Here is a 20150-nt window from a genome sequence, read left to right as displayed (position 1 = left end):
TTCCGTGCGGTGGTGTGACGTCACAGCGCGCCTGCGAGCAGGTTGGCGTTGGCAGGGCGGGCCAGGCCGTAGTGCCCGCGCAAGGTGGTGGCGGTGTATTCGGTGCGGAATAGCCCGCGTGCCCGCAGGATGGGCACGACGTGGTCGACGAACAGTTCCAGGCCCGACGGTAGGACTGGGGGCATGATGTTGAACCCGTCGGCGGCGCCGCCGCGGAACCATTCTTCGATGGTGTCCGCGATCTGCTCGGGAGTGCCGGTGAAGGTGCGGTGTCCGCGGCCCCCGCCGAGTCGACCGATGAGCTGGCGCACGGTGAGTCGTTCGCGCCGAGCGAGTTCGACGATCAGCGTGTACCTGCTCTTGGCGCCCTCGATGTCGTCCTCGGCCAGCAGGTCGTCGGGCAGCTGGTTGTCGAGTTGCAGCTCGTCGACCGATTTCCGCAACGTGTCGGCGAGCTGCCTATGCGCGTACTCCGGGACGATCGCATCGTCGAGTTCGCGGTCCTTGGCCGCGGCTTCGGCCTCGGTGCTGCCGATCACCGGCACGATGCCGGGCAGGATCTTGATGGTGTCCGCGTCGCGTCCGGCGGCGAGCGCGCGGGATTTCAGATCGGCGTAGAAGGCGCGGGCTTCGGGCAGCGTCTGCTGCGCAGTGAAGACCGCCTCGGCGTACCGCGCTGCCAACTGCTTGCCGTCTTCGGACGAGCCGGCCTGCACCAGTAGGGGATAGCCCTGAGGCGAGCGGGGGACATTCAGCGCGCCCTGGACCGAGAAGTGCTCGCCACGGTGAGCTGGCGGGTGAATCTTCGACCGATCACCCCACACCCCGGCCGCCTTATCGGCGACGATCGTATCGTCTTCCCAACTGTCCCAGAGCTTTTCCGCCAACTGGACGAATTCGTCGGCCCGCGCGTACCTGCCTGAATGATCCGGCAGCTCATCGAGTCCGAAGTTGCGAGCGGCCTCCACGGTGGCGCTGGTGACGATGTTCCACCCGGCCCGGCCGTTGCTGACGTGGTCGAGTGAGGCGAACCGGCGCGCCAGGTTGTAGGGCGAGTTGTACGACGTCGACGCCGTCGCGATCAACCCGATCCGCGAGGTGACGCCAGCCAACACAGTCAGCAGGATCAGGGGTTCCAGGATGCCCAGCGGACGGCGACCGACATCGCCGTTGAGTTGCGGGCCGTCGGCCAGAAACAGCGAATCGAACGTGCCGCGTTCCGCGGTGGTGGCCAGCTTGACGTAATGCGCCACGTCAGTCGCGGCGAACGGGTCACTCTCAGCCAGCCGCCACGATGCCTCGTGGTGACCCGTGCTCATGAGAAACGCGTTTAGGTGCAGCTGCTTTCCACCCACGTAAGAGACCCCTCAGTGTCGTTTCACAGTCGATGTCGTTGACGCCGATCCGAATGTCAGGGCGATTACCCGGCAGGTCGCAACGTATCGAGACTCCGCCTGAAAATCTGCGAACTTTCGCTACGAGAAAGCTGTAGTGGGACTTGGTTGATCACCGCTTGTCCGTCACACAAGCTGATCGGACAGCCGGCTCCGGCACGGTGTCGTTCGGTGCCCTTTTGTGCAGCGCAAGGCAAAGCATTGAGCGTTGCCGGCCCAGCCTCTAACGTTCCACGTCGTCTGTCACGTCACATCCAGTTAGGGACACATGCGCACCATGAAGAAGCTGATCGTGTGCGTAATCGCAATGGCCGTGCTTGCCGGCTGCGGAGGCCAGCGGCAGTCCGCGGGTTCGGGTCCCACCGGGGAGCCTCAGCAGGGCGGCACGCTGACATTCTCCGACGTACAGTTCGTCACCGATGCGCTGAGCACGAATTACACCACCGCGAACTTGCTCTTCCAGGTGGTGGATCGGCTGGTGTACATCGACCCCAAAACGGGGGAGGTCTCCGGGTGGTTGGCAAAGGACTTCTCGCGCAACGGCGATGCCACGCAGTACACCTTCACCATCCGCGACGGTGTCACGTTCAGTGACGGGACACCGCTGAATGCGGAGGTGGTCAAGGCTAACTTCGACCAGCTCGGCAAGGGCGACAAGAGCAAGAAGATCCCGGCCTTCAGCGATTTCGTGGGCTACGACCACAGTGAGGTCAACGGCAACACCGTCACGGTGTTTCTGAGCCGGCCCAACACGAACTTCTACAAGGTGGCCGCCAACGGGCGCGCGGGCATCCGCGGTCTGTCGACCTTGGCGCGCGACTACGACGGCCAGGCCAAGATCGCCAATGTCGTCGGCTCAGGGCCGTTTGTCTACGAATCCCAGGTGCCCGACCAGGAGGTCGTGCTCAAGAAGCGTCCCGACTACGCGTGGCCGCCTGCCATCTCGCCCAACCAGGGCGCGGCATACCTCGACAAGCTGGTCGTCCGGGTGATCGGCGAACCCGGCTTGCGGGCCGGTGCGGTGCAGTCGAAACAGGTGGATCTAGCCCGCGGGATCCAGCCCACCGACGAATCCGGACTGAGCCAAGGTGGTTTCCAGGTGATCCCGGTGCAGGCTCCTGCCTTGACGGTGAACCTGGCGGCGTTCCGGATCGGCAACGACCTCGTCAGCGATGTCCGGGTGCGGCGCGCGCTGCAACTGGGCATCGACCGCCAAGCGGTCGTCGACACCGTGCTCTCCGACAGTTATCGGGCCAGCGATTCCGTTCTCGGACACAATGATCCGCTGTTCGCCGATGTGAGCAAGGATATCGGGTACGACCCAAAGAAGGCGGCCAGCCTGCTCGACGAAGCCGGGTGGAAGGTCGGCGGCGACGGGATCCGGGAGAAGGACGGCAAGAAGCTCAACCTCACCCTGGCGGCGTCCAATCAGAGTGTGGTGTTCCGGCCTGCGTTCGAGTTCATCGAAAGCGGTTGGCGTGACCTGGGCATCCAGCTGGTGAACCGGGCCGGTGACACCACCCTGTTCAATGCGGCCAATACCGATCCGGCGACGCCGCTGCTCGGTACGCGGACTGGTTACAACATCGGTTTGGGCCTTCTGTTCGGCCGGGAGGACGGCAATCTCACCTTCACCAAGATCGATGACCTGGTCGCCCTATCGAACGAGGAACTCAAGGCGACCGATCCGGCGCAGCTCAAGGACGTGGTCGCCCGCGAACAGCAGAAGATCATCGATGACCAACTGGCGCTGATCCTTTGGGACGAGGTTCAGGTGCACGCCGCCGCCCCCAATGTCCACATCGATTTCACCAACTACACCGAACCGCTATTCCAGAGTGCCTGGAAGAGCTAATCGATGACCCGGTATGTGCTCGCGCGGGTCGGCCAGGCACTGGTGGTTCTGCTGCTGGCGTTCACCGTCATCTTCTGGGGCGTGAGCATCCTGCCTGCCGACCCGGTGACGATCTTCGTGGCCAAGGGTGAGGGCTACTTCAATCCCGATGTGGTCACCCAGGTCAAGGAGTATTACGGCTACGACCAACCGGCGTGGCAGCAGTACTTCGCCCAGTTGAATCACCTGGTGCACGGGCAGTTTGGCTTCTCGCTCTCCAGCGGGCAGGCGGTCACCGACCGGATCGGCAGCGTGGTCGGGGAGACGCTCAAGTTGGCGTCCACCGCGACCGTGCTGGCACTGGTGTTCGCGTTGACCATCGTGCTGCTCGCGACCACCGGCAAAGTCGACTGGCTGCGGACGTTCATCCGTAGCATCCCTTCGTTGTTCAGCGCGGTGCCGACGTTTTGGCTCGGTCTGGTTGTGCTGCAGATCTTCTCGGTTCAACTTGGGTTGTTCTCGCTGTTCCCGGACGGGTCGCTGGCGTCGCTGCTGATACCGGCGCTCGTGCTCGCCGTGCCCATTTCGGCGCCGATCGCGCAGGTGTTGCTCAAGAATGCCGAAGCGACGCTGACACTTCCGCATGTCAACACCGCCCGCGCCAAAGGGGGCACCCCGGGCTGGGTGATCCGCAAGCATGTGTTGAAGAACGCGGCAGGCCCGGCGTTGACGGTGACCGCGACGACCATCGGGGCGCTGCTAGGTGGGTCGGTGGTGACCGAAACGGTGTTCTCGCGATCAGGACTTGGCACCGTCCTGCTGCAGGCGGTGTCCAACCAGGACATTTCGCTCATCCAGGGTTTGGTGATGCTGACGACGGTCGTCATCGTCGGCGCGAACCTGTTGGTGGATCTGATTTATCCCATCCTCGACCCGCGGGTCACCAAGATGCAGCACCGCGGGTTCAACACCCGACTGGGCGGGTTCGCGTGACCCTGAAAAACCCAGAGTTGGCCACCGCACCGCCCGCCGCCACCGGCCGGGCCCGCACCGTCACCCTGGCGGTGTTTCGGACCACCCCGTGGTCGGTCCGCATCTCGGGTGCGGTGCTGATCCTCGTCACCGCGTGGGCGTTGGCCCCCGGGTTGTTCACCGACCAGGATCCGCTCAAAGGCAATCATCTCGACAAGTTCCAGCCGCCGGGCGGGGCGCACTGGTTCGGCACCGATCACCTCGGCCGCGACGTGCTGGCCCGGGTCATCTACGGAACGTCGCACACCGTGCTGACCGCGGGTCTCGCGGTGGCCGTCGGTCTGCTGATCGGCAGTCTCGTCGGTATCGCCGCCGGGGTGTCCGGTCCTTTCGTCGATGCCATCGGGATGCGGTTCAGCGATGTCCTGCTGTCGCTACCAGCCTTCCTGGTGTCGGTGTGGATCGTGACCGCCTACGGCCCCGGGCCGCTGTCGGTGGGCATTGGTGTGGGAATCGGATCGATCGCCGTCTTCGCCCGCGTGTTCCGCACCGAGGTATTGCGGGTCCGCGCTTTGGATTTCGTCGAGGCAGCCTTCCTGTCGGGCGAGACCAGATGGTCGGTGATCCGTCGGCATATTCTGCCGAACGCGGTCGGCGCGGTGGTCGCGCTCGCTGTCATCGACCTGAGCGCGGCGATCCTGGCGATCTCCGCGTTGGGTTACCTCGGCTACAGCGCACCGCCGCCGACCCCGGAATGGGGTCTGCTGGTCGCCGAGGGGCGTAGCTATCTGGCTACCGCGTGGTGGCTCACATCCCTACCGGGTGCGGTGATCCTGGTGGTGATCGTTGCCCTCGGTGTCGTGAGCCGTCGCGTGCTCAAGTCCAACCACATCTGACCCGACAGGACGCGATATGGCTGAACATCTGCTCGAACTGTCCGATCTCACCGTGACCTACCGGGGCGGTGCTGATGACGCACCGCCCAACGTTGCCCTGGACAACGTCAGCCTGACCGTGTCGGCGGGGGAGTTCGTCGCAGTCGTCGGTGAATCGGGTTCGGGTAAAACTACTTTGGCGAACACGGTGATCGGACTGCTGCCCGCCTCGGCCACGGTGGCCGCGTCGTCGATGAAGCTCCTTGGGCACAGCACCCTGGGGCTCAGCGAACGCGAGTGGAGCCGGATCCGGGGCGCCGACGTCGGTTTGGTCCCGCAAGATCCGGGCGCATCGCTGAACCCGGTGCGCACCGTCGGGTCGCAGCTCGCCGAGATATTCCAGCTGAAGAAGGCCAAGCTCAGTCGCGGCGACATGCGGCAACGGTGCATCGAGCTGCTGGAGCAAGTCGAGATCGACCGTCCAGAGCAACGACTCAAGCAGTATCCGGGGGAACTGTCCGGCGGCATGCGGCAGCGCGTGCTCATCGCGATGGCGTTTGGGCTCAACCCGCAGTTGCTCGTCGCAGATGAGCCGACCTCGGCACTCGACGTCACGGTGCAGAGCCATGTTTTGCGGGTATTCGACCGGCTGGTGGCCGAGCACGGCACGACCGTGCTGTTCGTCACCCATGACATCGGGGTGGCCACCGACCACGCATCACGCGTTGTGGTGATGCGCGACGGCGCGCTGGTGGAGGATGCTCCAGTCGAAACGATCATCAGCACACCGCAATCGGACTATGCCGCACAGCTGGTGCGCCGCGTCGGCTCGATCGTCCCGCCTGCGCCTGTCGACCCCGCAGCCGAGCGTGTCATCGAAGTCGCGCGCGTCGACAAGGAGTTCCGCATGTCGCGACGGGTCAAGCATTCGGTGCTGACGGACGTGAATCTCACCATCCGTCGCGGCGAGACGGTGGCGCTCGTCGGCGAGTCTGGTTCCGGAAAGTCGACGACCGCCAAAATCATCATCGGCTTGGTGAAGCCGACCCGCGGAGCCGTGCGTGTCCTCGGCCGCGATATCGCGGGCCTTGCGCAGCGCGCCCGGCGCCAGAACTGGAAAGACATCCAATTCGTCTACCAGAACCCGGATTCCGCGCTCGATCCACGATGGACCGTACGGCAGATTCTCGACAGTCCGCTGCGGGCCAACGGGCTTGGTGATGCCGGCACCCGGACCGCTCGGGTGTCGGAGGTACTGGATGACGTCAACTTGACCCCCGACAAGCTTGACCGGCGGGCGGCTGAACTCTCCGGAGGGGAACGCCAACGGGTCGCCATCGCCAGGGCGCTGGTGGTGCGCCCGAAGATCCTGCTGCTCGACGAACCGCTGTCGGCGCTCGACGTCGTGACCCAGGACCAGGTCATCCGCCTGCTGCTCGAACTGCAGGAGAAACGCGGGCTCAGCTACCTGTTCATCTCCCACGACCTGTCCGTCGTGCAGCGGATGTCCCACCGGGTCGTCGTGCTCAGGTCGGGGCGGGTCGTCGAAACCGGCGACACCGCAGCGGTATTCGCGGACCCGGCTGCGGAATACACCCGCACGCTGATCGATGCGATACCTGGCCGCCGGCTCGCCGAGTTGGTGGCGGTGTCGTGACGGCCGGCCCGCACCGCGATGAACCCGCCTACCAACGTGGCTTACGGCGGGTGCTCAGGAGGCGACGCTGAGTTCCTTTGTGGTCGATGACGGCAGTGCCGCAGCCGCAATGTTCCGCAGGGTCCGGACGATCAGCGCGATATTGGGATCGCGTTGTCTGCCCTCGCGGACCACGGCGCTGATGGTCCGCCCACCGAATTCGATGTCCGGGACGATCAACGATTCGAGTCGCTGTGGCACCGACAGGCGTGGCACCAGCGCCGAGGCGGTCTCCGTCGCAGCCAGGTCACAGATGTTCTGGGCACCGATCAGGCGATGTTTGACCTGAGGTGTGAACCCTGCGCTCTCACCCGCGCGCATGACGGCGATTCCGAGCCCGGCCGTCTGCGGGCCCGTCACCCACTGGACGTCGGCAAGGGCCGCCAATCCGCTTTTGCGGATCCGCAGGTGCAAGTGCGGCGGCGCCAACAGCACCAACGGCTCGAACAGCAATGGCTCGCTGGTTAATCCGCCGAGGGAGGCGTCGCCGAAGAAGTCGTAGTTGCAGGTGATCGCGATGTCGATCTCACCCTGTCGCAGGAGGCGCAATGCACCGGCGCTGGCTTCCTGCTGGACCTCGATGCGGAGATCCGGTTCGGTGTCGCTGAGGCGTTGCATCAAGGGGACGGCCAGCATCGGGATGCCCATGTTGAAGGCCGCGACTGCAACCTGTCCGGAGGTCCGGTCCCTGGTCGCCGCGACGGCAGCCATCGCCTCGTCGACTGCGGTCAGCACGATGCGAACGTGGTCGACGAGGACCTGGCCGCTGCGCGAGAGGCCGAGGGTTCGACCCTCGCGACGGAAGAGGATCGCTCCTGCCTCTTCTTCGAGGACGCGAAGTTGTTGGGATACAGCGGAGCTGGTGATGCTACGGCGATCAGCGACGGCGGTGACGGAGCCGAGGTCGGCGAGGTCACACAGCAGCATCATGCGGCGCAGGTCGAGCATCAGACACCTGCCGTGGCGTCGGCCTGGGTGGGGTGGCGCCCAATGGCGGGGGATACCGATTTCACACCCAAAATCGTGACACAACATTGTGCGCCGCCGATTCGCCGTTTCTGCCGAGGCGTTTCCAATCCTCTTTGACCAGGGCTTACGTGGCTATCGGTCCAGGAATCAACGCGGATGTAATTCCAACGTAATCGAGGGGTTGCGGTGTCTCGGTGCCTAGGTGGCCAGTTAAGTAGCGCTGAAGCATTCGAGTAGCCGATCACGCTTGTTTCCTGAACTGCCAGAACTGACGCTGGTGGTACCCAATATCTTTTCGAGGCAAGGGAAATCAGGTCATGACCGAACTCAAAGAGACCGGACCAATCTCCGACACCGGCCTCGACGTCCTTCCCGTCGCCGGTTACACCGGCGCAGAGATCAAGGGTGTCGACCTTCGCGGCCCGCTCGACCAGGGCGTCGTCGATGAGATCCGCGGTGCACTGCACAAATACAAAGTGGTCTTCTTCCGGGACCAGGAGATCGGTCACGCCGAGCAGATCGCCTTCGCTCGTCACTTCGGCAAGGTGACCCCGGCACATCCGCACGAGGAAAGCCCGCCTGAGGGATTCCCTGAGATCCTGCCCATCGACAGTCGCCGGTACGAATCGAAACTCGGCCGCAAACGGACGTCCTATGACAGCAGCTGGCACACCGACGTGACCGCGTTGGTGAACCCGCCTGCCGCGTCGATCCTGCGCGCCGACATCCTGCCCCCGTATGGCGGCGATACGGCCTGGACCAATCTGGTTGCGGCTTACGAGAACCTGCCCAAGGAGCTCCGCGACTTCGCCGACACGCTCGATGTCAAGCACCAGTTCAACAGTCGGGCGCAAGAAGGAAGTCAGCGTGACCGCAAGATTCGCGAGGCCAACCTGGTGGCCTTCCACCCAGCGGTCCGGGTGCACCCGGACACCGGCGAGCGAGCGTTGTTCGTCAGCCCCGGATTCACCCGTGGTGCGCGCGAAATCCGCGGCCTGACACCGTCGCAGAGCGACCGCGTCCTCAACCTGTTGTGGGAGGAGGCGACGCGCACGGAGTACACCGTCCGCTTCCGCTGGGCACCTGGCAGCGTCGCCTTCTGGGACAACCGCGCTACATCACACCTGGCGATCCCCGACGCGGGCCACCTCGGCTACGAGCGGGTGCTATACCGCGTGACCCTGGAAGGCGATATCCCCAAGGGTGTCGACGGGCGCGAGTCCGAGCTGGTGTCAGGTCAACCCTTCTACGGTTCCTGAGCGCCCACCGACCCACCGGCCAACACACAGAACACGGAGCTCCGACATGACACTCTCCATCAACGACCAGGCCGCTACGACCGCTGAGGCAGCGCGCTCGATCACCGCAACGGACCTGCGGGCACTCTTGGAAGCTCGCGACGACGTCGTCGTCGCCGACGCCAGTGAGGGTGAGGACTACGCGGCCGGACACATCTCCGTCTCGGTACCGGTGCCCGCCAGCGAGGTGGAACTTCGCTTGTCGGAACTCGTTGCACGAACGGGGGTTCCGATCGTGTTCACCGGGGCCTCCGGCGACGGCGACGATCTCGCCGACCAAGCCGCCGAGCTGGCCCGGACAGCCGGATACACCGATGTGCGGGTGCTGCGGGGCGGCAATCCCGCCTGGGTGGCAGCCGGATTCCAGCTGATCACCAACGTGAACTCGCTCAGCAAGGCCCTCGGGGAGTTCGTCGAACGCCGATACGACACACCGCGTGTCACCGTTGAACAGCTCAAGGCCAAAATCGATGCCGGCGAGGATATCGTCATCCTCGACACCCGCCCGTTCGACGAGTATCACGCGATCAGCATTCCTGGCGGTGTCGATGCGCCAGGACCCGAGTTGCTCTACCGCGCATACGATCAGGTGCCCAAGGCCTCGACGCAGGTGGTCGTCAACTGCGCCGGGCGAACGCGCGCGATCATCGGCGCGCAGACGCTGATCAACGCGGGGTTTCCGAACCCGGTGGTGTCACTGGAGAACGGCACCACGGCGTGGCTGCTGGCCGGATACCATCCTGGCCGCGGTGACGAGGAGGTCGCCGCCGAACCGAGCGCGGACAACCGGGCCCGTGCCGCGGATGCCGCCCGAGAGGTGGCGCGCCGGTTCGGCATTCGCGAGATCACCCGGGCCGAGCTCGATGAAGCGCGCGCGACCGCGGGGGAGCGCTCGCTGTACCTGTTCGACGTCCGGACGCACGTGGAGTACGTGACCGGCCACCTCGACGGAACCCGTTCAGTGCCAGGGGGCCAGCTGGTCCAGAAGACCGACTATTACATCGGAAGCCGCAACGGACGCGTCGTCGTGATCGACGATGCGGACGGGGTGCGTGCCCGGACCACCGCCGGCTGGCTCACTCAACTCGGCCTTCCCGATGTCAGCGTCTACCTCCTCGGAGACGACCCGTTGGTTACCGGTGAAGAACCACGCGCGGCGGTGCCAGGGAGCGAAACGGCGGCCAGCGTCGATGTCGAGGAACTCGCTGCCTCACTCACCGGGGAGTGGCCGCGACCCCTGGTGATCGATCTTGAGCCGGCGCGGCCGTATGTTCTTGTACGCCATCACATCCCCGGCTCCGTGGTGGCCCGCAGGTCATCCCTGCGCCGGTTGCTTTCCTTCGTGCCCGAGGACACCGCCATCGTGTTCACTTCTGCCGACGGCAGGCTTGCGCAGCTGGCGGCCGCCGAGCACGGGGTGGGTCGGCCGGTGCGCGCGCTGGCCGGCGGCACGCAGGCTTGGCAGGATAGCGGCCGCGAGGTAGGAACCGGTTCGACGCAGGAATCGCTCGACCCGGCTGAGAAGATCCCCGAGCCGCAGACGCTGGAACAGCGCCGCGCCCACCTCGACTGGTATGTCAAATGGGGTGACCACATCGTCGACGAGCTCGAACGCGACGGTCTGGTTCAGTTCGTCGATCCTCGGTAAGGCTCACCTGTTTCACGCGAGCCTGGATCAGGCCAACTCGAGCCGCCGGCGAAGTGCCTCCCGCTCTTCCTTCGAACTGCCGCGACTGAACAGACTTCCGGCGGATCCGACGAGCAGCTTCGAATAGTCGTGCTCCGGATCATGGATCAGCTCCCACGTGCTGGCTTCTTCCACGATCTGGCCGCGCCAGAGCACGTAGGTGCGTTGGCTGACGGCAACCGCTGAGCCGATGTCATGCGTGATCAGAAGCAGGGCGATGCCCTGTTGGGTTAGGCCCACCAACAAGTCGATCGTGGCCGCGCGGTTGGCCGCATCGAGGGCGCTGAGCGGCTCATCGAGAATCAGCAGTTTCGGCTGCTGGATGAGGGCGCGGATCAGTCCGATCCGTTGCCGCTGCCCGCCGGACAGTTGCGCGGGGCGTTTGTCGAACAGCGACTGGCTGAGCCCGAATGTCTCGAAGAGCTCCCGTGCACGCGCTACGGCATCCTTCTTCGAAGTATTCGATCGCACGAGCAACGGCTCGATGGCTGAGTTGCCCGCTGAGACATCGGGATCCAGGCTTGCCAGGGTGTCCTGAAACACGTAGTCGAGCTGCCCGGAGCGTCGGAAGCTCGAGCGTTCGGTGCCCCGCAATCCAGCGAGATCGCGTCCCTCGAACAGGATTTCACCGGACCGCGGTTTCACGACACCGAGGATCGTGCGGGCCAGGGTGGTCTTCCCGGAGCCGGATTCACCGATGACGGCCACCGCCTCACCCGGCTCGATCGTCACGCTGACGTCTTTGAGTACGTCGTTGTGGCGTCGGCGGCTGCGATAGGTGACGTCTACGTTCTTGACTTCGAGCACCGAACTCCTCCTAACCGACCGACGCGGTCCGCGCCTCGACCCGGTCGATCCCGTACTTGGTGTGTGAGTCGATCAGAAGACGCAGGTAGTCCGACCGCGGCGCACTCAACAGGCGCGGCGTCGGTCCGGCCTCCACGACCTCACCGTTGCGCAGCACGATGACGTCGTCCGCAAGTCGGGCGACCACCGACAAGTCGTGCGATACAACGATGATCGACATGTTGGTGTTGTCCTTGAGGTCGGAGATCAAGTCGAGGACCTCGGCCTCGACCGTGACGTCCAACGACGTGGTGGCTTCATCGGCAATGAACACATCGGGGGAGCGGGCCAGCGCGATGGCGATCAGAATGCGTTGCAGCGTTCCACCACTGAGCTCGAAGCGGTATCGCGTGAGCACCTGCTCGGCATCTCGAATGTTGACTGACTCCAATGCCTCCAGCGCCCGGCGGCGGCGCTCCGCGCGTGGCAGTTTCAGGGCAACCCGGTAGAACTCGTCGAAGTGTTGGAACACGGTATAGGACGGGTTGAGGTAGCTGCCGGGATCCTGGAACACCGCACCGAGTCGACTCGCCCACAGCGACCGCCACGTCTTGGTGTCGAACGTGCTGGTGTCCTCGCCGAACAGTTCGACGGTTCCCGACGTCTTGCGCACGGCCGTCGGGAGCACCCCCAGAATCGACTTGACGAGAAGCGTCTTGCCGCTACCGGATTCGCCGACGATTCCGAGCACCTTGCCCCGCTGCAATTCGACGCTGACACCTGTGAGGATTGGTACGTCGGCTTCCAGTGACAAGTTTTGGACGGAAACGAGTGGCTCAGTCACGTTTTTCCCCTCACGACGATGGACAGTGGCGAATCGTCGAGAGCTCCGGCGGTCTCGGCACGGACGGGTTCGGTCTCGGCGTCGCGCAGCAGATCGGCCAGGGCGTGGAAGGCCCACACCGCGGCGACGATGAACACGGACGGGTAGATCGGCGCCAAGGGAGCGCGACTGATGTGCCCAAGGGTCTCGGCGAGCACCCCACCCCAGGTCGGAGCCGGAGGTTGCACCCCGATACCCAAGAACGACAGCGAGGAGATCACGATCAGCCCGGCGGCGACCGTATTCGCGAACGTCACGGCAAGTGCCGGGATCAACTTCGGCAGGATGTGCCGCGACACCACCCAATACGTCGAGGCGCCGTAAAGCCGTGCTGCGAGCACATAGTCGGCGGTGACCGAACCGAGTGCCACCGACCGCGACACCCGGTAGAAGATGGGTGAGACCAGGACGCCGACGACCACGAGCGCGGGAATCAAGCCGTTGCCCAGCAGGGCGGTGACCGCGACGGCAACGATGAGGAACGGCAACGCGATCACGGTATCCACCAGTCGCAGGCTCGCCCACTCGAAGACCCGCCCAAGGTAGACCGAGAGGATGCCGGGAATGGTGCCGATGAAGAAGGCGACCACGCTCACCAGCACGCCGCCCAGCAGGCTGATACCTGCGCCTGCCAGAATCCGGCTCAAGACATCGCGTCCCAAACTGTCGGTGCCGAACCAATGCGCGGCCGATGGTCCCGCTAGGGGCGCGGCGGCCGGAGCGAGTGGGTTGTCCGGCGCCAGCGCACTGCCGAAGAAGCCGATGACGATGAACAGGACGACGAGGGCGATCGCCAGCTGGCCGGTGCGCTTGTGCAGAACGTAGCTGAGCCGCATGACGGATCAGTTCCCTCTCTGTCCCGCTGGGGCAAGCACATTGAGCAAGGAGTTGACGATGAAGTTGAAGGCGACGACGGCGATGATGCAGATGATGAGCACACCTTGGACGGCAGGAACGTCGCCGGCGAGTGCCGACTGTGCTGCGTACATGCCGAGCCCGGGGATGCCAAAGATGGTCTCGGTGATGACCGCACCGCCGACCAAACTGGGGAGCTTGAGTCCGATGAGGGTGATCGCCGGGCCGACGCCGTTGCGGATCGAGTAGGCCCACAGCTGGCGCGTGCCCGAATACCCGTTGAGTCTGGCGCCGAGCAGATAGTTCTCGTTGTGCGTCCCCAGGATGGCCGTCCGCAGCTGGCGGGCGATGTCGGCGATCAGATCGAGGCTGAGCGCGGTCGCGGGCAGCAGAATGTGGGATAGCCAGGGCCACAAGCCAACACTGGTCGAGGTGTAGCCGGCCGACGGCAACAACGGCAGCGCGACCGCGAAGACCAGGATAAGCGCGATGCCCATGATGAAAGCGGGCAGGACCGACATGATCGTGGTGAAGAAGGTGATCGAACGGTCCAGCCAACTCCCGTGAAACTTGACGGCCAGCACGCCGAGGGCGGTGCCGACACCGATGCCGATGACCAAGGCGGCCACGGCAATCCAGAGGCTGATGAGCGCGCGACGCAGCAGCACATTGCCCAGCGGTGCTTGCGAGACCCAGCTCTCGCCGAAGTCGCCCGTGAAGATACCCGTCAGCCAATTCCAGTACTGCACCAGAAAGGGGCTGTCCAGGCCCCATTTCGCGGTCAGGTCCGCGACTGCGGAGGCCGATGGGTTGTCACCGAGCACCACGAACACCGGGTCGATTCCCGAGATGACGCTCAACAGGAACGTGAAGAACGTCGCGACGACGAAGACGGGAACTAACACCGACAGCCAGCGCAGGACTGCCCGCAGCGCACGAAATCCGCTGGTGCGCAGCCGTAGCCAACCGACGGAGTCAGCCCTGGTGGTCATGACGTCGGTCATGTGGGGCCAGGCGAGATTGTGACGCCCTTCCAGCTCACGCTGCCCGGCGTCCGTGGGAAGTCGGAGATCTTCGTCGACTGGAGGTAGGAGTAGTGGTAGGTGTACAGGTAGACCTTCGAACCGAATGCCAGCGATGAATTCGCCAGTGCCGCAACAGCGGCCTCGTACTTCGGCGAGTCAAGAGGTGTGGCCGCCGCGGCGTAGCGCAGTTGGTCGAAGTCGGCGGGCTGCAGACCGCTGACGTTCACATTGCCACCTGCGGAGAACTGTTGGCTGAACGTCTCCAGCGGGTCGAGATAGTTGTGCGTGCCGGACAAGAGAAGCGGATACTCCTTGGATTTCGTGAACGCCAGTTTCGAGATCGCGTCGTCCTGCATGACCTGGATGTCTGCCTTGATCCCGATGGCCTGCACCTGAGCTTGGAGTACCTCCGCCTGCCTCTGATTGTCCGGGGAGATCGGAATCGCGATGCTGATCGACCCGGGTTGATAGCCGGCTGCGGCCAGGACAGCCTTGGCCTTCTCGGGGTTGTACTCCGGCTTGTCGAACGCAGCGACGTACCCGACCTCCCCCTCCCGGTAGGGCTGAGAGGAGACTTCGCCGATTCCGTCGCCCGCCTTGGCGAGGAACTCCTCGCGGTTGATCCCGAGATTGAAGGCCTTGACCACCTGGGGATCGTTGAACGGCGCGCGCGCCAGGTTCAGATTGATGTACCAATTGTTGTTGCCTGCCGGGCTGAACACCTTCACGCCCTCGACACCTTCCGCGGATCGCTGCGAGCCGGTGTCAATCGCATTGACGAGGTCGTACTGGCCCGAGGTGACTGCTGCCACCGCCTGGGCAGGGCCGGGCTTCGGGTAGAACTCGATCCGGTCGACGTGGATGTTCGCCGCATCCCAGTAGTCCGGATTCTTGGTGAGGAACACGTGGTCGCCGTCGACGAATTCGGTCACCTTGTATGGGCCGGCGCCGATCGGATTCTGCTTGAGGTCTTCAGGTTTCACTGCTGGGCTGGGGACCTGGCCGGCCTTGGGGCCGAGCCGCAGCAGGATGCCGAAGTCTGGGCGCTTCAGGTGCAGTGTGACAGTCGAATCGGAGTCCGCCGTCACCGATTGGATCGCTTCGAAGTCGACCTTGCGGGCAGACTGCCCATCGTTGAGCGCACGGTCGAAGAAGTCCCTGACCGCCTGTGCGTTGACGGGTGTTCCATCCGTGAACTTGTTGCCCTCGCGGAGGTGCAGCGTGAGTTCCGTCCCCGCCGGGTTGAAGTCCCAGCTCTCGGCAAGCCCGGGTGCCGGCTTTCCTTCTGGCGTGATCGCCAGCAGCGATTCATAGACGAGGTTCGTGTAGTACTGCGGATAGTGCGAACTGGTCTGCACCGGGTCCCAATTGGGCGGGATGATCACCGCCCACTTGACGACGCTCCCGCCGGCCTCGCTGCTGGATTGCCCGTCGCAGGCAGCCACGCCGAGTACCACCGCAGCGACGAGCCCGACGGTGCTCAGCACGCGACGGACGGAATTGAGTTGGCTCAGTACGGGCGTCAACATCGTCAGGGCGCAGTTCTCTCATTCGACGGCAGGCTCCACTGGAGGCCTTTGATACACCCAACCTGACGGTGACCGTCACATCCAGAATGTTTGGCTACGCAGAACATCTGGAATTACTTAACTGTGTGCGTTCGCGGTCCACGTTTGCGTCGGCCTGGAAGGTCGCCGAAGGTACGGTTGTTTGCGCCCTTACTCGCGAAACACGTTCAACAACCGTACTTTCGGCGTCGGCTACCGCCCGGTGGCGTCAGCCGGTGGTGGTGGGGTCCAGGATCGTCGTGTACCCGATGCTGGCGTCGGCGTCGGTCTTGAGCCCGCCGACCTTGTATGCGGCGTCGACGATCTCCTGCTGGATCTTGAGGAACTGCGGGTCGCCGATCTTGTAGAAGACCATGCGGGAGTTGTTCTGCCAGTTGACCTTGGCGACGTCCGGTGTCTGATTCAGCACGGTGTCCATCAATTTCTCGTACTCGGCCTCATGGGCAGGGATCCACTCCTCGTACACCTTGCGCAACCGTCCGAAGAAGTCCTTGATCGCCGTCAGCTTGGCGGGGTCCTTCAAGGAGTCCGAGCGGGCGAGCCAGCCACCGCCGTTTCCGATGGTCCCGAGGCTCTCCGGATCGGCGATCTTGATCGCGTCGCCGGCGTCGACGAGCTTCTTCACCAGGAAGTACGAGGTGACGACGGCGTCCAGATCGCCTGCATTGAAGGCATTGGCCGCGGCCTGGTTGGCCGGGAACTGCACGCCCTGAACGTCATCCGGCCCGAAGCCGCCCCGCTCCAGGGCGACCACGTACCCGGCATAGATGTTGCCGCCGTAGTTGTAGCCGATCTTCTTGCCCTTCAGGTCGGCCAGCGTCTTGATTCCGGAGCTCTTCGTCACGTACACGGCAGGCGAGGGAAAGGGCGCATCTGGGATGTACTGCACCGCGAAGCCCTGGATCGGCGCGGTCTCCTTGGTCCACGGTGTTGCGGCGTTGGCGACCTCGAACGCACCCGTGTTGTCACCGGCCTCGCCGACGTCGATCTGCTTGCCGTACAACGCTGCGAGCTGGCTGGCCGGGCCGTTGATGATCGGAACCTGGTACTTGTAGGGCAGGTTCTCGAATAGGCCGGATGCCTTCAGCAGGGCCGGGAAGTCAGCCGTCTGGTAACTGATCTTGAGGTCTACGCCGCCGCCGCCGGAATTCGTGGCACCGCCACACGCGGCGGCGAGGACCGCCGTCATGGCCATGGCGGTGACGATGGTGAACGTGCGGCGCAGGTGCCGCGGCTGTGGCCGGACGGAGCTCATGGAGGATTGGATTCCTTGTCGTGTGTGGGTGGCAAAAGGTCGATCGTCGATCCGTTCCTGGAAGTCAGTGCTGGGCAGGCGCTTCCGCGGTGTCGCCGCCGACGGTGCGGGCCACGCCGAGTTGCTCCAGGAGCGTGGCCCGAAGCTCGAGGAAGCGCGGATCGTCGCGCAGGCGCGGCTTGTCGATGTCGACCGGCAGGTTCAGGGCGATCGATCCGTTGGACAGCACCAGCACGCGGTCGGCGAGCAGGATCGCCTCGTCGACGTCGTGCGTGACCAGGACGACGGCAGGCTGGTGCTTGGCGCACAGTGCCGCCAACAGGTCGTGCATCTTGATGCGGGTCAGGGCGTCCAGTGCCGCGAACGGCTCGTCCAGCAGCAGCAGGTCGGGCTCGGTGACCAGCGCGCGGGCGAGCGCGACGCGTTGGGCCTCACCGCCGGAGAGGGTGCGGGGCCACGCCGTCGCGTGCCTCTCTATGCCGACCTCGGCCAAGGCGTCGATGGCCTTGCGGCGTGCGGCTCGCGGCCGACGCGCGCCGAGTACGACGTTGCGCCATACCTTCTGTGCGAGGACCAGGCGCGGCTCCTGGAAGACGGTCGATCGCACCCGTGGAACGACCACGCGCCCTTCGTCGGCGGTGTCGAGGCCGCCGATGATGCGCAACAACGTCGTCTTACCCGTGCCGGACGGGCCGAGCAGCGCGACGAAGTCGCCCTTCCCCAGTCGGAGATCGACACCGTCGAGCACCGCGCGGCCGTTGAAGATGCGCCGCACGCCGAGCGCGTCGACGACGTAGGCAGGACCGTCCCCGAGGATCTCAGCCGATGTTGACACGGGCCCTCCAAGGTAGGACGAGGCGTTCCAGGCCGCGCATGAGGAAGTCGATGAGAATTCCCAGCACCGCATAGATCCAGATGCCGGCGATGACGATGTCCGGGCGCTGGTTGTTCTGGGCGTTGATGATCAGGTAGCCGATTCCGGCCGTCGAGTTGACCTGTTCGGCGAGTACCAGTGACAGGAGCGAGAACGAGCACGCGAAGCGGACGCCGGTGAGGATGCCTGGCAGCGCCGTCGGGAAGATGATGCGGCGGGCGATCTGGAACCCGGAGAGCCCGAAGGTCTTGCCTGCTTCGATGAGCTTCTGGTCGACGCCCTTCACAGCGTGGAACGTGTTCAGGTAGAGCGGAAACAGTGCGGCCGCGGTGATGAGCGCGAGCTTGGAGGGCTCGTCGATGCCGAACCAGGTGACGAAGAGCGGGACCAGGGCGATGAAGGGGACCGTCCGCAGCATCTGCAGGGTGGCGTCGAACGTCTCCTCACCGATCTTCCAGAGGCCGGCGAAGATGCCGAGGACCAAACCGGCGGTGCCGCCGATCAGTAGACCTTCGCCGGCTCTGCGCAGCGAGATCGGCAGGGCTGCCTGCAGCGAGCCGTTGTCCCAGAGGTAGCTGTATGCCTCGACGATCGTCTTCGGGGAGGGGAGCACGTCCTCGGAGACCTCACCCCAGTCGCTCACGAGCTGCCAGAACACGATCAGCAGGATGGGCACACCGATGCGCAGCGCCCAGCCGCTCCAGAAGCGGACTCGCTGGCGAACCCTCTCGCGTCCGCGGTTCTTCGGGCTGAGGTCGATCAGCGACTTGTCGAGGGTGCCCGGCTTGGCCACCGCAACCTTCGCCGGCGCAAGGTCATCGGTGACGAGTTCGTCGGTGGTCAACGTGGCACCTCGGCGTTCACCCCGTCGGGCGGGGAGGCGCGCAGTGTGACGCGATGGGTGAAGGCGGTCATGTGGCTAGCTAGAAGAAGCCCTGGTTCGGCGGCGGTGTTCCATTGAGTGCGTAGTTGCCGACCGCGACCGCCTTGAGCGTCTTCGGGTTGTGCGCCGCGATCGAGCGGATGTTTCGCCAGTGCCGGTCGAGGTGCTTGCTGCGATGCACCAGTGATCCGCCGCCGACGTCGAACAGTTCCGAGGCCGCGCGGTTGGCGAGTTCGTCGATGACGACCTTCGCCTTGGCGTTGAGTAGCGTTGCCTGCAGCGAGAGTTCGGGCTCCTCGGGGGTGCCTGCGGCTGCGTACGCCTCTGCCAAGGCGGCGCCTGCGGCGAGCACCATGGCCTCGGCCGCGAAGGCCTGGCTGTGCAGCAGTCCGACGCTGTATTGGACGATCGGGTCGTCGGCCGGGGTGTCGGCGATGGCGTGGTAGAACGCCCGCTTCTTACCGCGGACCTGCTCGACGGCATCGCTGGCTACCCGCCGCAGGATGCCCGCGATCATCGCGGTGAGCTGGATGTGGAAGAACGTGGCGCGGTAGGTCAAGCCGTCACGAGTGAACGCGCCCTTGACGAAGTAGTCCTCGGGACTGATCGCGACATTGTCGAAAGTTACTGTGCCGCTGCCGGTGAAGCGTTGACCGAAACCGGTCCAGTCGTTGATGCGTACCACGCCGGGGCGATCGGTCGGGATGATCACCTCCGCTTTGTCACCGTCGACGTCGGTCACCCCGACGATCAGCCAGTCCATGTACAGGCTGCCGGTGGTGTAGTGCTTGGTCCCGTTCAGGCGCAGGCCATCCGGGGTCCGGGTGATCGCCGTCTGGTACGGGAAGTCGGTGGCGCCGGCCTTCGCGCTCAGTTCGGTTGACGCCGAACCGATCAGCTCACCTTGGGCGACGCGCTCCAGCCACTGCGCGTCCTCGGGACGTGTGCTCCGCAGCAGGTTCTCCACGACGCCGAAGTGACTGCGCACGATGTGCGCCACGTTGGAGTCCGCCGCGCCGAGCTCGATGAAGAGCTTGTAGACCTCCACCAGCGATGCACCGCCGCCGCCCTTTTCGACGGGCAGCCGGATCGCTCCGAGTCGGGCCCGCTTGACAGCTTCGACCGCGTCGAAGGGCAGCTCGTCATGTTCGTCGCGGCCGATGGCCCCGTCGGCGATGTAATCGATCAGCTCCCGCAGTTGCGGTGAACCGTAGGTGACGGCGGTGCTGACTTCGGCAAGTTCGGTCATCGGTCCCAGTCTCAGTCCCTCAGCGGGCCGAATCAACGAGGTTCAGC

17 protein-coding genes are annotated in these 20150 nt (G+C 64.7%); 6 read left to right on the top strand and 11 right to left on the bottom strand.

Going from position 1 to position 20150, the window contains the following annotated elements; genetic code table 11:
- Positions 1 to 20: 20 nt before the first annotated feature.
- Positions 21 to 1355: an LLM class flavin-dependent oxidoreductase gene (locus tag SLQ30_RS11495; RefSeq protein ID WP_319446392.1), complete on the bottom strand. Its 1335-nt coding sequence runs from the start codon at positions 1353 to 1355 to the stop codon at positions 21 to 23.
- 307 nt (positions 1356 to 1662) lie between these two features.
- Between SLQ30_RS11495 and SLQ30_RS11490 the strand changes: the two genes are divergently transcribed.
- The 4 genes from SLQ30_RS11490 to nikE all read left to right on the top strand — a co-directional run bounded on the left by SLQ30_RS11490 (position 1663) and on the right by nikE (position 6732).
- On the top strand, positions 1663 to 3249 hold the full coding sequence (locus tag SLQ30_RS11490; RefSeq protein WP_319446391.1) for an ABC transporter substrate-binding protein: 1587 nt from the start codon (positions 1663 to 1665) through the stop codon (positions 3247 to 3249).
- Positions 3250 to 3252: 3 nt separating this feature from the next.
- Entirely contained in the window at positions 3253 to 4221 is a 969-nt protein-coding gene (locus tag SLQ30_RS11485; RefSeq protein ID WP_319446390.1) for an ABC transporter permease, read from the top strand.
- Positions 4222 to 4292: 71 nt separating this feature from the next.
- Positions 4293 to 5096: an ABC transporter permease gene (locus SLQ30_RS11480; protein ID WP_319446512.1), complete on the top strand. Its 804-nt coding sequence runs from the start codon at positions 4293 to 4295 to the stop codon at positions 5094 to 5096.
- 16 nt (positions 5097 to 5112) lie between these two features.
- Positions 5113 to 6732 (top strand): ABC transporter ATP-binding protein, encoded by a 1620-nt coding sequence (gene nikE, locus SLQ30_RS11475; RefSeq protein ID WP_319446389.1) that lies wholly within the window; start codon positions 5113 to 5115, stop codon positions 6730 to 6732.
- Positions 6733 to 6786: 54 nt separating this feature from the next.
- Here the strand turns inward: nikE and SLQ30_RS11470 are convergent, their stop codons facing one another.
- On the bottom strand, positions 6787 to 7719 hold the full coding sequence (locus SLQ30_RS11470; protein WP_319446388.1) for a LysR family transcriptional regulator: 933 nt from the start codon (positions 7717 to 7719) through the stop codon (positions 6787 to 6789).
- 338 nt (positions 7720 to 8057) lie between these two features.
- Here SLQ30_RS11470 and SLQ30_RS11465 point away from each other — a divergent pair, with 338 nt between their 5' ends.
- The gene (locus tag SLQ30_RS11465) at positions 8058 to 8999 is read left to right on the top strand and encodes a TauD/TfdA dioxygenase family protein (RefSeq protein ID WP_319446387.1); all 942 of its coding nucleotides are present in this window, start codon (positions 8058 to 8060) and stop codon (positions 8997 to 8999) included.
- A 46-nt stretch (positions 9000 to 9045) separates the two neighbouring features.
- Entirely contained in the window at positions 9046 to 10686 is a 1641-nt protein-coding gene (locus SLQ30_RS11460) for a rhodanese-like domain-containing protein (RefSeq protein ID WP_319446386.1), read from the top strand.
- 27 nt (positions 10687 to 10713) lie between these two features.
- Here SLQ30_RS11460 and SLQ30_RS11455 read toward each other — a convergent pair whose 3' ends face one another.
- From SLQ30_RS11455 to SLQ30_RS11415, 9 genes are all read right to left on the bottom strand, one after another.
- On the bottom strand, positions 10714 to 11532 hold the full coding sequence (locus tag SLQ30_RS11455; RefSeq protein WP_319446385.1) for a dipeptide/oligopeptide/nickel ABC transporter ATP-binding protein: 819 nt from the start codon (positions 11530 to 11532) through the stop codon (positions 10714 to 10716).
- A 10-nt stretch (positions 11533 to 11542) separates the two neighbouring features.
- Positions 11543 to 12355 (bottom strand): ABC transporter ATP-binding protein, encoded by an 813-nt coding sequence (locus SLQ30_RS11450; protein ID WP_319446384.1) that lies wholly within the window; start codon positions 12353 to 12355, stop codon positions 11543 to 11545.
- On the bottom strand, positions 12352 to 13230 hold the full coding sequence (locus tag SLQ30_RS11445) for an ABC transporter permease (RefSeq protein ID WP_319446383.1): 879 nt from the start codon (positions 13228 to 13230) through the stop codon (positions 12352 to 12354). Before SLQ30_RS11445 ends, SLQ30_RS11450 begins: the two co-directional genes overlap by 4 nt.
- Before the next feature lie 6 nt (positions 13231 to 13236).
- Positions 13237 to 14253 (bottom strand): ABC transporter permease, encoded by a 1017-nt coding sequence (locus SLQ30_RS11440; RefSeq protein WP_319446382.1) that lies wholly within the window; start codon positions 14251 to 14253, stop codon positions 13237 to 13239.
- Positions 14250 to 15761, bottom strand: coding sequence for an ABC transporter substrate-binding protein (locus SLQ30_RS11435; RefSeq protein WP_319446381.1), 1512 nt, complete (start codon positions 15759 to 15761; stop codon positions 14250 to 14252). Before SLQ30_RS11435 ends, SLQ30_RS11440 begins: the two co-directional genes overlap by 4 nt.
- Positions 15762 to 16050: 289 nt before the next feature.
- Positions 16051 to 17097 (bottom strand): ABC transporter substrate-binding protein, encoded by a 1047-nt coding sequence (locus SLQ30_RS11430; protein WP_319446380.1) that lies wholly within the window; start codon positions 17095 to 17097, stop codon positions 16051 to 16053.
- Positions 17098 to 17161: 64 nt separating this feature from the next.
- Positions 17162 to 17932, bottom strand: a complete 771-nt coding sequence (locus tag SLQ30_RS11425) for an ABC transporter ATP-binding protein (protein ID WP_319446379.1) — start codon at positions 17930 to 17932, stop codon at positions 17162 to 17164.
- On the bottom strand, positions 17916 to 18815 hold the full coding sequence (locus SLQ30_RS11420; RefSeq protein WP_319446378.1) for an ABC transporter permease: 900 nt from the start codon (positions 18813 to 18815) through the stop codon (positions 17916 to 17918). The genes SLQ30_RS11425 and SLQ30_RS11420 overlap by 17 nt, the downstream gene beginning before the upstream one ends.
- A gap of 79 nt (positions 18816 to 18894) precedes the next feature.
- The gene (locus tag SLQ30_RS11415; RefSeq protein WP_319446377.1) at positions 18895 to 20103 is read right to left on the bottom strand and encodes an acyl-CoA dehydrogenase family protein; all 1209 of its coding nucleotides are present in this window, start codon (positions 20101 to 20103) and stop codon (positions 18895 to 18897) included.
- Positions 20104 to 20150 lie beyond the last annotated feature (47 nt).

It is taken from the genome of Mycobacterium sp. RTGN4, from assembly GCF_033804635.1.
In the GTDB taxonomy this organism is placed as follows: Bacteria; Actinomycetota; Actinomycetes; order Mycobacteriales; family Mycobacteriaceae; genus Mycobacterium.
The sequence above is the reverse complement of the archived record's forward strand: the minus strand, read 5'-3'. Positions and strand labels throughout refer to the sequence as shown.

Coding starts and splice junctions, on each gene's coding strand:
- SLQ30_RS11490 (WP_319446391.1), top strand. CDS start 1,663: ATGCGCACCATGAAGAAGCTGATCGTGTGCGTAATCGCAATGGCCGTG.
- SLQ30_RS11485 (WP_319446390.1), top strand. CDS start 3,253: ATGACCCGGTATGTGCTCGCGCGGGTCGGCCAGGCACTGGTGGTTCTG.
- nikE (WP_319446389.1), top strand. CDS start 5,113: ATGGCTGAACATCTGCTCGAACTGTCCGATCTCACCGTGACCTACCGG.
- SLQ30_RS11470 (WP_319446388.1), bottom strand. CDS start 7,719: ATGCTCGACCTGCGCCGCATGATGCTGCTGTGTGACCTCGCCGACCTC.
- SLQ30_RS11465 (WP_319446387.1), top strand. CDS start 8,058: ATGACCGAACTCAAAGAGACCGGACCAATCTCCGACACCGGCCTCGAC.
- SLQ30_RS11460 (WP_319446386.1), top strand. CDS start 9,046: ATGACACTCTCCATCAACGACCAGGCCGCTACGACCGCTGAGGCAGCG.
- SLQ30_RS11445 (WP_319446383.1), bottom strand. CDS start 13,230: ATGCGGCTCAGCTACGTTCTGCACAAGCGCACCGGCCAGCTGGCGATC.
- SLQ30_RS11440 (WP_319446382.1), bottom strand. CDS start 14,253: ATGACCGACGTCATGACCACCAGGGCTGACTCCGTCGGTTGGCTACGG.
- SLQ30_RS11430 (WP_319446380.1), bottom strand. CDS start 17,097: ATGAGCTCCGTCCGGCCACAGCCGCGGCACCTGCGCCGCACGTTCACC.
- SLQ30_RS11415 (WP_319446377.1), bottom strand. CDS start 20,103: ATGACCGAACTTGCCGAAGTCAGCACCGCCGTCACCTACGGTTCACCG.